Here is a 13,763-nt window from a genome sequence, read left to right as displayed (position 1 = left end):
CAGCAAAGGAAGTTAACAGCCTTTTCACAACCATTGAAAGCCGCTAAGCTTGCCGCTAATTCTGCTGATGCGTCCTCAAGCGAGAGAAAAAGGCTATCTGTTGCTATTGTGCCTTGTTTTGCCTCCTCTGCTAGGGTGTTTTAGGCCTGAATTTTTTCAATACCTAGGCCACAACTTTGCCACGAAACACTAAGTAATTGTAGAGATTGTAGGCCAGCATAATTGGAATTAAGAAAGCGACGAAAATCAGCATAAAGACTTGAGCGCTAGGAGAGGCAGCGGCTTCGTAAATGGTGACGCTGGGGGGAATGATGTTTGGAAAAATGACAAAGCCCAAGCCAATAAATGACAGGAGAAACAGTAAAAACGTCCACACTAAGGGCATGACTTCTTCCCGTTTTTGTAAACTACGCAGCAATAGAAAAATCAGCAAGATACCCAAAATGGGAATGGCGGCAAAAATGTAGAACAGCGGTGGCTGAAACAGTTGGGCACGCAGGTGCTCATGGAAAATGGGGGCGCTAATGGTAATCAACACAGCACCGATAAACGTTGTCCAAGCTGCAATCGTGGCCGTGCGGTAGTGGGTTTGCTGCAACTCACCCGTGGTTTTGTAAATCAGATAGGTTGACCCAATCAGCACATAGCCCTGAATCAGCGTCAGTGCTACCAACACCGAGTGCCACGTCAACCAATCCCACATGCCTCCAGCAAAGTGACCCGCAGCATCTACTTTGATGCCCTCAAAAACAGTGCCCACCGCAAAGCCCTGCCCCAAGGCAGCCAAAAAACTGCCAATGCCAAAGGCAAGGTTCCACACCCGTTTATTATTGGCATTCTCGCGAAACTCAAAGGACACTGCCCGCAAAATTAGCCCCACCACCATAATCACTGCGGGTAGGTAAAGGGCATTGAGGATGGTGGCATAGGCCAAGGGAAAAGCACCAAACAGCGACCCCCCCATCAGCACCAGCCATGTTTCATTGGCATCCCAAACATTGCCAAGGCTGGTCATGAGGATATTGCGGCGCCGTTCGTTACTGCTGGTGAGAGAAAGAATGCCAATGCCCAGGTCAAACCCATCTAGGAGAATGTAGAGAAAGAGAAACAACCCTAGGATAAAAAACCATACCTGCGGCAAAAAGTGCTCCAAGGGTGCAAGGGGATTCGGTTCCATGGTGTACTCCCTTATTGTTGAGTTTCTAGGGGACGGCGATCCGGTTGGTGCTCTGCTAGTTTGATGCGGATTTCCAGTTGTTCAGCATTGTGCAGCCCCGGCACCGGCAAGGCAACATTGGGGCCTTTTTGGATGATGCGACTGCCAAAGAAGAGGGCAGCAAAGAAGAAAATGGTGTACAGGGCAACCAAGCCACTAAGGGAAAAGAGCACCACTTGGGGCGGTAAATTGGAGGCCGCTTCTGCCGTCCGCAACTGGCCATAGACAATCCACGGTTGACGGCCGACACAGCGGACAATCCAACCGGCTTCGACGGCAAGGTATCCCAAGGGTCCTGCAAAGATCCAGCCCCACCAGAGCCACTGGTAATTGCGTAGGCGATCGCCCTCGAGGCCTGTGCGCCACCAGACAAAAACGGTGACGATCGCGAGAGCCGCGAGGTACAGACCAATGGCCACCATCAGGCGAAAAGAATAGTAAATCAGGCCAATCAAATGGGGGCGATCGCTAGCGTTCCACTCCTTCAAGCCCAAGATCGGTGTGTCTAACTGCGGTTTCAACTCCAGTAGGTAGCTCAGCAGGCCGGGAATTTTCAGTTCCAAGGTATTTGCTTGGGCGGCCTCATTGGGTAAGGCAATCACACTCCAATTGGCAGGGGTGCCTGCGGGTATTGTTTCCCACAGGGCTTCCATGGCGGCTAATTTGGCGGGTTGGTAATGATAGACCTGCTCAGCACTGAGGTGGCCAACAAACACCTGTAGCGGTGCAATCACCAAGGCCATCACCAACACCACCTTCAGGGATTTCGTGAAGAAATTGGGCAGGCGATTTTGCAGTAGATACCAAGCACTAATGCCGCCAATAACAAACAGCGAGGTTTCTAGGGTGGCAAAGAACATGTGGAAAAAACTCTTGACCATGAAGGGGTTGGCAATGGCTTGGAAGTAGTCTTGAACGCGGAACTTACCCTCGACAAAGACGCCCCCCGCTGGTGTCTGGAGCCATGAGTTGGCCGAGAGAATCCAGAAGGTGGAGAGGTTCGCACCAAAGGCGACACAGATGGTCGAAATCCAGTGCATCACTGGCGGTACCCGTTGCCAGCCAAAAATCATAATGCCCAAGAAGCTGGCTTCCAGCATGAAGGCCATGGTGCCCTCAAACCCCAAGACAGTGCCGAAGAAATCCCCCACTGCTTCCGAGAAGGGTGCCCAGTTGAGGCCAAATTGAAAGGCCATGGGCAACCCCGAAGCCACGCCAATACCAAAGTTGAGGATGTACAGCTTTGACCAAAAGCGAGCATGGTGATAGTAGGTCAGGTTCTTGGTTTTCAGCCATAGCCCCTCAATGACCACGAGGTAAATACTCATGCCCGTCGTCAAGACCGGCCAGAGCATATGGAAAATGGCCGTGAGGGCAAATTGCCAACGGGAGAGAACAATGGTATCGAGACTAGCCAAGGTCATAACGCCACCCTAGGGGTTGATCTGCCTTACTTTTAGCAACCCCCTTTGAGCGGTGACAAGGAGAATGGCGAACCGCTGCAAAAATTTCAGCTTTGCTTAAGACTCTGGTGAAGTGATGGGCACTGAGCAACTACACACGAGGTGGCGATCGCCATAGGCATTGTCAATGCGGGCAACCGCTGGCCAAAATTTGTACTCCCGCAGCCAAGGGGCGGGGTAGGCAGCCACTTGCCGTGAATAGGGGTAAGGCCATGGCTCTGTGGCCAGCATCAGGGCGGGATGGGGGGCATTTTTCAGGGGGTTTTGCTGGCGATCGCTGACGCCGGCCTCAATTTCAGCAATTTCGGCGCGAATGGCAATCATCGCCTCACAAAAGCGATCCAATTCCGCCTTGGTTTCACTTTCTGTCGGTTCAATCATCAGCGTGCCCGGCACCGGCCAAGAAATGGTGGGGGCATGGAAGCCATAGTCCATCAGCCGCTTGGCAATATCTTCTACCTCAATTCCCGCGGATTTTTTCAGCGGACGCAGATCGAGAATACACTCGTGAGCCACCAAACCGTGGGCACCTTTGTAAAGAACCGGGTAGTAGGGTTCAAGGCGTTTGGCAATGTAGTTAGCATTGAGGATGGCAATTGCGGTGGCGCGTGTCAACCCCACCCCCCCCATCAGGGTAATGTACATCCACGAAATCGGCAAAATACTGGCACTGCCCCAAGGGGCGGCAGTCACCGGGCCAATTTCCGATCCTTGGGGAATCAGTTGTGTAGTTGGCAAGAAGGGGGCTAAATGCGCCTTGACCCCGATGGGTCCCACCCCCGGCCCACCGCCGCCGTGGGGAATACAAAAGGTTTTGTGGAGGTTGAGATGGCAGACATCGGCACCAAAGTCCGCCGGACGGCACAGCCCCACTTGGGCATTCATATTGGCACCATCCATATAGACTTGACCGCCGTAGCGATGGATGATCTCACAAATTTGGCGAATTCCCGTTTCAAAGACACCGTGGGTCGAGGGATAGGTGATCATCAAGGCCGCTAGGCGATCGCCATAGGTTTCGGCCTTGGCCGCCAGATCCGCCACATCAATATTGCCCTGGGCATCGCAATTGACTGCCACCACCTGCATGCCAGCCATGACCGCACTGGCAGGGTTGGTGCCATGGGCAGAGGTGGGAATCAAACACACATTGCGCTGGCTTTCGCCGCGGCTGTGGTGGTACTGGCGAATCACTAGGAGTCCCGCATATTCCCCTTGGGAACCGGCATTGGGTTGTAGGGAAATGGCATCAAAGCCGGTAATTTCTGCCAGCATTGCCTCTAGCTCACGGAACAGCTGCTGATAGCCTTGGGCTTGCTCAGCCGGGGCAAAGGGATGCAGTTGATTGAATTCTGGCCAACTGATGGGCAGCATTTCCGCCGTGGCATTGAGCTTCATGGTGCAGGAGCCAAGGGGAATCATCGAGGTGGTGAGGGAGAGATCCTTGGCCTGAAGGCGGTGAATGTAGCGCAGCAGGGCGTGTTCGCTGTGGTAGTCCTGAAAGACGGGGTGCTGCAGGTAAGCAGATTGGCGTTTTAGGGTTGGCGGTAGGCGATCGCCCGCGGCAACTGCCGCAGGACTTGTGCCAAAGAGCGCCAGTAAATCCGCCACATCTTGCTCGGTGGTGGTCTCATCGAGGCTGATGCCGACACTGCCATCCTCAAAGTAACGCAGGTTGATTTGCGCCGCTGCTGCTCGCTCCTTGAGCACCTGTACTGGCAGGTTCCCCAAGCCAATGCGTAGGGTGTCAAAAAACTCAGAATGGTAGAGTGGATAGCCCGCTGCTGCTAAGCCTGCTGCTAGGGTCACTGCCCGTTGATGGATGCGCTCAGCGATTTGCCGCAGCCCCGCGGCTCCATGATAGACGGCGTACATACTGGCAACAACTGCGAGGAGAACTTGGGCAGTGCAGATGTTACTGGTGGCCTTTTCGCGGCGGATGTGCTGCTCACGGGTTTGCAGGGCAAGGCGCAATGCTTTTTGACCAAGAGCATCGTGGGAAACCCCCACTAGTCGGCCGGGTAATTGCCGCTTAAAGTCTTCCCGGATGGCAAAGAAGGCGGCGTGAGGCCCCCCATAGCCCAAGGGCACACCAAAACGCTGGGAGCTGCCGACGGCAATATCTGCCCCCAATTCTCCCGGCGGTGTCAGCAATGTCAAGGCCAGCAAATCAGTGGCCACCGTCACCAAGAGTCCCCGTTCATGGGCAGCGGCAATCAGGGCTTGGGGCGATCGCACCGCACCATCGCTGGCGGGATATTGCAAGAGCAGGCCAAAGGCATTCTCCCAAGGCAATTCACTGGCGATCGGGTCAATGGGTACAATCTCAATGCCAAGGGGCAGGGCACGGGTGCGCAGCACTGCTAGGGTTTGGGGATGGCTATCCTGCGCCACCAAGAAGCGGTTGGCTCCCTTTTGACGGCAGGCATTCAAGCTCAGCGTCATGGCTTCAGCGGCAGCCGTCGCCTCATCAAGGAGAGAGGCATTGGCAATGGGCAAGCCCGTTAGATCGCTGACAAGGGTTTGAAAGTTGAGGAGGGCTTCGAGGCGTCCTTGGGCAATTTCCGCTTGGTAAGGGGTGTACTGGGTGTACCAGCCGGGGTTTTCCAGAATGTTGCGCTGAATCACCGCTGGCGTAATGCAGTTGTAATAGCCCATGCCGATGTAGCTGCGCCAAACTTGGTTTTGCTGGGCAAGGGTGCGTAATTTTTGCAGGGCTGCTGTTTCACTGAGACCTTCACCCAGAGCGAGAGGGCGTTGCAAGCGAATTTCCGGGGGAATGACGGCAGTGATCAGCTCCTTGAGGCTGCCATACCCCAACAGGCTCAACATTTTGGGTAGATCGGTGGGCGTAATGCCAATGTGCCGCGCGACAAATTCGGCATCGGTCTCTAAGTTGATCTCCAGTTGGGGCAGTGAACTTACCATCGCTATCGCACTCGTGTTGCAAATCGTTCATATATCTTAATTCTTTGGGCAGGGTTTGCGGGCATGGAGAACCTGCAAGCTGCGCCCGAGGTGGTAGGTCTGCCGCTCGACAGTGAAGCCCTGTAACCGTAGCTGCTCAGCTAAGTCCGTTTGCAGCAGTTGCCAAGCGGTTTCCGTTTCAAAGAGCCAGAAAAAAAGAGCCATCCCCGGCCAAAAGAGAGGCACTTGGGGACGATGAAAATCAATCAGGGCAAACCAGCCACCGGGCTTGAGAACCCGCCACACTTCCGCCACAATGGCACGCAGTTGTTCCGCAGTCATTTCGTGCAGCGCCATGCTGGTGTGTACCAGATCAAAGGTGGCATCGGCAAAGGGCATCTTCTCCGCAAAGGCTTCCACATAGGTGGCTTGGGGCACGCGCTGCCGAGCACGGGCGATCGCCTTCGGGGAAGCATCTAGTCCCGTGACCTGATCAAAGGCTTGAGTTAAGGCTTGAGTCACCACGCCATGGGCACAGCAAAGGTCTAAAACCACGGCACTGCGGGGTAAGTCCAAATCTTGCCAAGCCAACCGATGCAGGCGATCGCTCCCCCCCACCGTTATTGCTGCGAGGGCACTAATGGTGTCGTAGAGCCACGGATATTGATAGCTCCAAGTGCGTAAAATGGTTGCCACAGCGCTGGATCAAGCCTTGAATTTTGCAGAATTGGAACCAGTTCAGTGTCAGTGTACCGCCTTTTTGGCAACGATTCCTTGAGAAAGGACTGTTATAGTCTTATGTGGTAGCAAGAATCCGTAGTTGTAACGGTGTCGGGAGTGAGCATGGGTCAACCATCCATCTGCCAACAAAGCAGTCTGCTGCTGGGGAGCCTTGTGGCGGTCTTGATCACCATGAGCGGGGGGGCGATCGCCCAACCCAACCCTACGGCCACCGATCTCCTGCCCTTCAATCCCAATCCCGATCCCCTCTATCTCCCGAGTCGTCCCGATCAAGTAAAAATTGATTTGGATCGCCCCATTACCCTCAACGAAGCGATTGAACTGGCGCGGCGGAATAATCGCCAACTGCAAATCCTTGAGGCGCAACTGCAACAAAGTCGGGCGGTTCTGCGCCAAGCGGAGGCGGCTCTCTATCCCAGCATCTCCTTGCAATTGGGGATTAGTCGCACGGATTCAGCGGCGATTCGCCTGCAAAATGCCCAACTACCACCCCCCTTGCAGGCCAATCCCACCAGCAATACTTGGACCAGCACGGTGCAACTGGGCTACAACATTTTCACCTCTGGCCAACGGGATGGCAGTATCAAAGCAGCACAGGAACAGGTGCGCAATGCCGAACTGGATCTGCAGCGAGAATTTGAACAACTGCGGCAGGATGTCACCAATGCCTACTACAACATTCAACAGGCGGAGGCGCTGGTGCGCATTGGTGAAGCAGCGGTACAAAACTCGCAAATTAGTCTACGGGATGCGATCGCCCGCGAACGGGCTGGCTTAGGCACGCAATTCGATGTCCTCACAGCACAGGTACAACTGGCCAATAACCAACAGCAACTCGTGCAAGCCCAAAGCCAACTGCAAACGGCTCAACGCCAACTGGCACAGCTGCTCAGTCTCAATGACAAAACCAATGTGCGGGCGGCTGACCCCATTCGGGTAGTTGGGGAATGGAAACTCTCCCTTGAGGAGAGCATTGCCTTGGCGTTTCGGAATCGTGTGGAATTGGAACAGCAACTGACACAACGAAATGCAGCACTGCAGCAGCGCCGGGTGGCCTTGGGGAATCTAGGGCCGCAGTTGGTGGCCGGCGGAAGTTTTAACACCCTTGATAGCCTCACAGATGGGAGGGCACCCCGTTGGGGATATACGGTTGGGGGTCAAATGAACCTGACCCTCTTTGATGGCGGGGTCTCCCGTGCCAGTGCCGCCCAGCAGGAAAGCGCTGCCGCGATCGCTGAAGCCCAGTATGCCGCCTTTCGCAACTTAATTCGCTTTCAAGTGGAGCAGGCCTACTACACGCTCAAATCCAGTCAGGAAAATATCCGCACCAATGAAGTGGCAGTGCGCCAAGCCACCGAGGGACTGCGCCTTGCCCGTCTGCGCTTCCAAGCAGGGATTGGCACCCAAGCGGAGGTGAGCAATGCAGAAACGGCTCTGATTCAAGCCCAGAGCAACCTGTTGAGTTCTACCATTGACTACAACCGAGCGATCGCTGCCCTGCAACGCTTTGTGAGTGGCTTACCCTTGACGGCAACGCCTTGATGTTTGGTTTTTTGAATCTCAATAAACCGCCCGGCTGCACTTCCCACGACTGCATTAACGAACTGCGAAAGCGGCTGCGGCTCAAGCGCATTGGTCATGGGGGCACATTAGATCCAATGGCCACAGGGGTGCTGCCGATCGCCCTTGGTGCAGCGACGCGACTCCTCCCCTATTTGAGCGATCGCAAGGCCTATATTGGCACGGTGCGCTTTGGCATCACCACAACCACGGATGACATTACGGGTGACATTTGCCAAGAACAATCTGCCAGTCACCTCACCGTTGAGGCCATTGAGGAACAGCTTCCCCAATTCATTGGCCAGATTGAGCAATATCCCCCCGCCTATAGTGCGATTCAAGTGGATGGCCAGCGGCTCTATGCCCGTGCCCGTGCGGGTGAAGTCGTGAGCGTGCCGCCGCGGATCGTTGAGGTGTACAGCATTGATGTCTTAGATTGGCAAGCAGGATGCTACCCAGTATTGACCCTGCGCATTACCTGTGGCGGTGGCACCTATATTCGCGCCCTTGCCCGCGATTTGGGGGCGGCACTGGGGGTAGGGGGAACGCTGGCAGCCCTGCAACGGATTGAAAGTGGTGGCCTGAGGATTGAGGAGAGCCATTCCCTAGAAAGCATTTCGCCAGAGCATTTACCACTGCGCCCGCCCCAAGCGGTTCTCTCACATCTACCGTGGCTTGAACTCAATGAAGTACAACTCAACGACTGGTATCATGGCCGCGCCGTGATTGGTGAGGGGCTACCGCCGGCGGAGAGGTTCGTGGGCGTCACCTTTGCCGCTACCTGTGTGGGGATCGGAGTGAGTGGGGGCGATCGCCTGCATCCCAAGGTGGTTCTCAAGGCATAACGGTGTCTTCCGAAACATTTTTCTAGTGCTAGCTTAGGAAAAAGAAGCAATCAGCAGGTGAAGGAATGGGGGTTCGTTGGCTGCAACGTCTCATTTGTTGTTTGGTGGTCTTGGTGGGAGTCTGGGGCATTTTCCCCACTGACTCGGCGATCGCCCTAACGGAGGAACAAAAACTCTTTAATGAGGCATGGCGCATTGTCAACCAAGCCTACGTGGATCCCTCTTTTAATGGCCAAAACTGGTGGCTGGTGCGCGAAAAGGCGCTGAAACGTCCCCTACCCAATCGCGAGGCGACCTATGAGGCCATTCAAACCATGTTGGCGAGCCTAGAGGATCCCTTTACACGGCTACTGCGCCCCGCCCAATTTCGTAGCCTGCAAACCACCACGGCTGGGGAACTCACTGGTGTCGGCTTGCAAATTAGCACTGACCCTGAAACCGGTGTCCTCGAAGTGATTGCTCCCATTGATGGCTCCCCTGCTGCCCAAGTGGGGATTCAACCCCGCGATCGCATTCTTGCCATTGATGGCGTCTCCACCACCCAGCTCAGCCTTGATGAAGCCGCCGAAAGAATGCGGGGAGCCGCCGGTTCTGCTGTGCATTTGTTGTTACAACGGGGCAGTGAAGCTCCTCAAGAAATCACCCTGAAACGGGGACACATTGAGATTAATCCGGTTATGGCTGAGGTTCGCCAAGTGCAGGGACACACCATTGGCTATATTCGCCTTGGTCAATTTAGCGCTATGGCGGCCACAGAAATGCGCAAAGCCATTCAAATGCTAGAGCAGCAGGGAGCGGAGGAGTACATTCTTGATCTGCGCAATAATCCGGGGGGACTGTTGCAGGCGGGGGTGGAAATTGCTCAACTGTGGTTGGATTCGGGGGTCATTGTCTATACCGTCGATCGCCAAGGGATTGTGGATAGCCTCAATGCCAGTGGCGGTGCCCTCACCCATGATCCGCTCGTCGTCCTCGTGAATGGCGGAACCGCCAGTGCCAGTGAGATTTTAGCCGGTGCCCTGCAAGATCATGGCCGTGCTCGACTGGTGGGCGATCGCACCTTTGGTAAAGGCTCGATTCAGTCCCTCTTTAACCTCAGTGATGGCTCTGGCCTTGCGGTTACCATTGCCCACTACGAAACCCCTAATCACCACAACATCAACAAAGTGGGGATTGAGCCAGATCGGCGGGTTCTCGATGCTCCCGAGAGTCTCATGGCTATGGGTACAGCAGCAGATCCCCAATATCTGGCGGCCCTAGAGCTGCTCCACAGTCCGGTGCAAGTGGCCACTAACGCAGGGTGACAAACTCCTCCGCCGTCGAGGGATGAATGCCCATCGTGGCATCAAAGTCCTTCTTGGTGGCGCCCATTTTGAGGGCGATCGCGATCCCTTGAATAATCTCAGCCGCATGATCCCCCACCATGTGGGCACCGAGCACCCACTCCGTATTTTTCTCCACCACCAATTTGACGATCACCTTTTCATCTCGACCCGTGAGACTGTGGTACATCGGGCGAAAGGCCGCACGGTAGATTGTCACATTCTCTTCCCCCAATTTCGCCTTGGCCTGCGCCTCAGACAGCCCCACCGAAGCCGCCTCCGGCTGGGAAAACACCGCCGAGGGAATATTCTCATAGCTGAGGGTGCGCGGTAGATTACCAAATTGCGTATCAGCAAAGGCGCGTCCTTCGGCAATGGCTACGGGAGTGAGGTTGACGCGGTTAGTGCAGTCCCCGACAGCAAAAATGTGTTCTTGATTGGTGCGGTAGTATTCATCCACAGCAATGGCGACAATCCCTTGACTATTGGCCGTAAGATGCACCCCCGCCTGATCAAGACCTAGCCCCTGCAAGTTGGGCGCACGCCCCACGGCACACAGCACCATATCAACTTTAGTTTCACAGGCTTGCCCCTGCTGTTCGTAGCGAATGCGGATATTGCCCTTCTTGGTGAGCTTCAAGCCCGTAATGTGGCACTGGGGACGGACATCAATGCCGTGGCGAATCATCCCCTCATAGACACCATCTTGAATGTCTTGATCAAAGCCGCGCAGGGGGCGATCGCCCCGCAGAAAGTGAATGACTTCCGTGCCGAGTCCCTGCATAATGCCGGCAAACTCAACACTGATGTAGCCGCCCCCAAGGATAGCCATGCGCTTTGGCTGCTTGGGCAACAAAAACATCTCCCGCGAGGTAATGCTGTGTTCAATGCCCGGCACATTGGGCTTAATCGCTTCGCCCCCGACAGCAATTAAGATTTTCGCCGCTGTCACTCGCCGTTGCACCTGTCCTTGGCGATCCACGAGTTCTAGGGTGTGGGGGTCAGCAAAGCGGGCAAAAAAGGGCAGCAGTTCGACCCCGGCTTTGGCAAGGTAGCTAATGTGCAGTTGGCTGAGACGATTTACCTCTTGGTTCACTGCTTGAATCAGTCGCTCCCAGTTCAACTTGGCTGCAACGGGGCGCCAGCCATAGCCGACAGCGTCTTCAAAGAGGTGGCTAAACTTGGAGCCATAGACCATGAGCTTTTTAGGGACACACCCCCGAATCACACAGGTACCGCCGACTTTATCCCCTTCGGCAATGGCCACCCTAGCGCCGTAGGAAGCTGCCCGCTTTGAGGCCGCCAAGCCACCGGAGCCGGCACCAATCACAAATAGGTCATAGTCGTAGCTCATCCTTGCTCCCCAAAACCTAGCCTCAGTCTAGCGAAATCTGGATCGGGTTACATGAAGGCTTGGCGATGAATCGCTTGTAGGGCTTGGTATTCAGCAGTTTTGCCAAGACGGCGCAGCGATCGCAACCGCTGTTCAATGAGCATCCGCGCATCGGTGCGACTAATAGACTCAAACGCCATCCCTGCCGGCCGTTGGCTGACAATGAAGAACAGCCGCTGTGCATACAACGTGGTAAAAAGTTGCCGATGCTCATCAATAGGGCACACCCCATAAAGCAAGCCAAAGGTGGGGTGATTGAGATACTGCTCAGCGGTCATCGAGAGTTTCATTCGTAGAGAGAACCTACCTCGCAAAAGGATCGTGACAGGTCAACACGGCAAGGGTGGCTTGTGAGGGGCAAAAACAGGAGAAAACCGCAGGGGGCGGCTAAAATAAGTAAAACATTTGACTAAAAACTTTTCAGATTATACTCAACCCTTTCCTCCTCTATGACGCGCTCCCTTCCCCCCTTTTGGCCCAGTGTGTTTCACCGCTGCGGTGTGATCTTTTTTGGCACGCTAACCTTTTTTTTCACATTGGGGGTGGTGGGCTTCAGTGCCACGATCTTCTTTGCCCTCCTCGGGGTCTTGTTGGCGCCCGCCAGTGAAACCAGTCCCTACGAGCACGTCAGCGGCAAGGAGGGCAGTCGCGATCGCATTCTCAGAATTGACATTACTGGGCCAATTCTCGGCAGCCCGCAAAACGAAGAAGATAGCTTCTTTGCGCCCCTTGTCGGTGTCACCTACGGCTATGAAGTGCAGCGGCAGTTAGCAGAAGCGGCTAAGGACGAAACGATTAAGGCTGTCTTTGTCAATATCAGCACTCCCGGCGGCACGATCTTTGGCTCGCAGGCGATCGCCGAAGGCATTAGGAGCTACCGCGCAGCCACCCAAAAACCGGTCTATGCCTTTATTGAGGGCATTTCTGCCTCCGGTGGCGTTTGGGCTATGGTGACAGCGGATCGGATCTACGCTGATCACGGCAGCATGATTGGCAGTATTGGCATTCTCGGCCCTAGTGTTTTCTACTACGATCGCCCCACCAGTCTCGATAATGGCCTATTGATGGGAGGCGTTACTGCCAACCGTATTGAAGAACGGACACTGAGCGCCGGTCGTAGCAAAGATATTGGCAATCCCTTCCGTCGCCTCACCCCCCAAGAAATTGAGGTCTTCCAAGCCGGCCTTGAACAGGAGTACAGCAAGTTTATTAATCATGTGGCGCAGGCACGGGGCATTGATCCCAGTGTTATTCGCAACAAAATGGGAGCAATGATTTTCAGTAACGAGCAGGCGCAGCGCTATCGCCTCATTGATGGCACCCGCAGCCGTCCAGACACCCTCAGTGCCCTTGCTAGTGCTGCCAAGCTCAAGGAAGGAGAATATGCCCTTGTCCGTTTTCGGCGCGATCGCTCCCCTTTGATCAATCAACTCTTTGGTGTCCAGTCACCTCCCCCAGCACCAGAAACCCAGCAGGTGTGGAAACAAGAGCAACTGTGTGCCCTCAGCCAATTGCGCGCCCTTGCCTACTATGGTTCCCTCTCTTGCCACCGCCAGTAATGCGTTTCGATATTATTACCCTCTTTCCAGAGTTCTTTGCCTCCCCCCTCGGCAGTGGCTTAATGGCCAAAGCCTTGGCACGCGGGATTGCCGAGGTCGTCCTGACGAATCCGCGTGACTTTAGTACTGATAAGCACCAGCGGGTGGATGATGAACCCTACGGGGGGGGTGTGGGCATGGTGATGAAGCCTGAACCCCTCTTTGCGGCGGTGGAATCGCTGCCCTCCTTGCCCCGCCGTGAAGTGATCTATGTCACCCCCCAAGGGCAACCCCTGACCCAACAGCACCTCTGGCATTGGTCGCAGGAGCGAGATCAACTAGTGATTCTCTGTGGTCACTATGAGGGCGTGGATGAGCGGGTCGTCCAGCATTTGGTGACCCAAGAGATCTCCATTGGCGACTTTGTTCTCACTTGTGGGGAAATTCCAGCTCTGGTGATTCTCAATGGTGTGCTGCGACTGCTGCCCGGCACGGTGGGCAAAGCGGCTTCCCTGCATCAAGACAGTTTTGAGGACGGTTTATTGGACTATCCCCACTACACTCGACCCGCAGAGTTTCGAGGGTGGACGGTACCGCCGGTCTTACTTTCTGGTCACCATGGGGAAATTGCTGCTTGGCGGCGGGCACAGCAAATTGAACGCACTCGCCAACGCCGCCCAGATCTGTATGCGCGCTGGCTGGCTCAGCGGGAAGCCACACTCAAAACCAAGGAAGGAGAATAGGAAATTACTTTATACTTCTTAAGAAAATCAGTTAT

General features: G+C 55.0%; 11 protein-coding genes. 5 read left to right on the top strand and 6 right to left on the bottom strand.

Features of this window, described 5'->3' with window-relative positions:
• Positions 1–163 precede the first annotated feature (163 nt).
• The 4 genes from cydB to RHH81_RS00895 all read right to left on the bottom strand — a co-directional run bounded on the left by cydB (position 164) and on the right by RHH81_RS00895 (position 6,282).
• Positions 164–1,177, bottom strand: coding sequence for a cytochrome d ubiquinol oxidase subunit II (gene cydB / locus RHH81_RS00910; protein ID WP_206200665.1), 1,014 nt, complete (start codon positions 1,175–1,177; stop codon positions 164–166).
• 11 nt (positions 1,178–1,188) lie between these two features.
• Positions 1,189–2,640 (bottom strand): cytochrome ubiquinol oxidase subunit I, encoded by a 1,452-nt coding sequence (locus RHH81_RS00905; protein ID WP_302678608.1) that lies wholly within the window; start codon positions 2,638–2,640, stop codon positions 1,189–1,191.
• 96 nt (positions 2,641–2,736) lie between these two features.
• Positions 2,737–5,607 carry an aminomethyl-transferring glycine dehydrogenase gene (gene gcvP / locus RHH81_RS00900; protein WP_310743235.1) on the bottom strand — a complete coding sequence of 957 codons (2,871 nt, stop codon included), beginning with the start codon at positions 5,605–5,607 and terminating at the stop codon, positions 2,737–2,739.
• Positions 5,608–5,643: 36 nt separating this feature from the next.
• Positions 5,644–6,282 (bottom strand): class I SAM-dependent methyltransferase, encoded by a 639-nt coding sequence (locus RHH81_RS00895; protein WP_206200662.1) that lies wholly within the window; start codon positions 6,280–6,282, stop codon positions 5,644–5,646.
• 147 nt (positions 6,283–6,429) lie between these two features.
• Between RHH81_RS00895 and RHH81_RS00890 the strand changes: the two genes are divergently transcribed.
• The 3 genes from RHH81_RS00890 (at position 6,430) to ctpA (ending at position 10,036) form a co-directional block, all read left to right on the top strand.
• Complete coding sequence (locus RHH81_RS00890; RefSeq protein WP_310743234.1) at positions 6,430–7,869, top strand: TolC family protein; 1,440 nt, start codon at positions 6,430–6,432, stop codon at positions 7,867–7,869.
• Entirely contained in the window at positions 7,869–8,732 is an 864-nt protein-coding gene (gene truB / locus RHH81_RS00885; protein ID WP_310743233.1) for a tRNA pseudouridine(55) synthase TruB, read from the top strand. The genes RHH81_RS00890 and truB overlap by 1 nt, the downstream gene beginning before the upstream one ends.
• Positions 8,733–8,797: 65 nt before the next feature.
• Entirely contained in the window at positions 8,798–10,036 is a 1,239-nt protein-coding gene (ctpA, locus tag RHH81_RS00880; RefSeq protein ID WP_302678605.1) for a carboxyl-terminal processing protease CtpA, read from the top strand.
• Here ctpA and gor read toward each other — a convergent pair.
• Together gor and pipX are read right to left on the bottom strand one after the other, a co-directional pair.
• Complete coding sequence (gene gor / locus RHH81_RS00875; protein ID WP_310743232.1) at positions 10,023–11,408, bottom strand: glutathione-disulfide reductase; 1,386 nt, start codon at positions 11,406–11,408, stop codon at positions 10,023–10,025. The two genes, ctpA and gor, sit on opposite strands and share 14 nt — an antisense overlap.
• Before the next feature lie 47 nt (positions 11,409–11,455).
• A complete protein-coding gene (gene pipX, locus RHH81_RS00870; protein ID WP_310743231.1) occupies positions 11,456–11,737 on the bottom strand; it encodes a transcriptional coactivator PipX in 282 nt (93 codons plus the stop codon).
• A 159-nt stretch (positions 11,738–11,896) separates the two neighbouring features.
• Between pipX and RHH81_RS00865 the strand changes: the two genes are divergently transcribed.
• Together RHH81_RS00865 and trmD are read left to right on the top strand one after the other, a co-directional pair.
• A complete protein-coding gene (locus RHH81_RS00865; RefSeq protein ID WP_206200657.1) occupies positions 11,897–13,006 on the top strand; it encodes a S49 family peptidase in 1,110 nt (369 codons plus the stop codon).
• On the top strand, positions 13,006–13,728 hold the full coding sequence (gene trmD, locus RHH81_RS00860) for a tRNA (guanosine(37)-N1)-methyltransferase TrmD (RefSeq protein WP_206200656.1): 723 nt from the start codon (positions 13,006–13,008) through the stop codon (positions 13,726–13,728). Before RHH81_RS00865 ends, trmD begins: the two co-directional genes overlap by 1 nt.
• Positions 13,729–13,763 lie beyond the last annotated feature (35 nt).

The sequence above is a fragment of the Thermosynechococcus sp. PKX95 genome, from assembly GCF_031583295.1.
Lineage (GTDB): Bacteria > Cyanobacteriota > Cyanobacteriia > Thermosynechococcales > Thermosynechococcaceae > Thermosynechococcus.
This window is presented reverse-complemented; position numbering and strand designations above follow the sequence as displayed.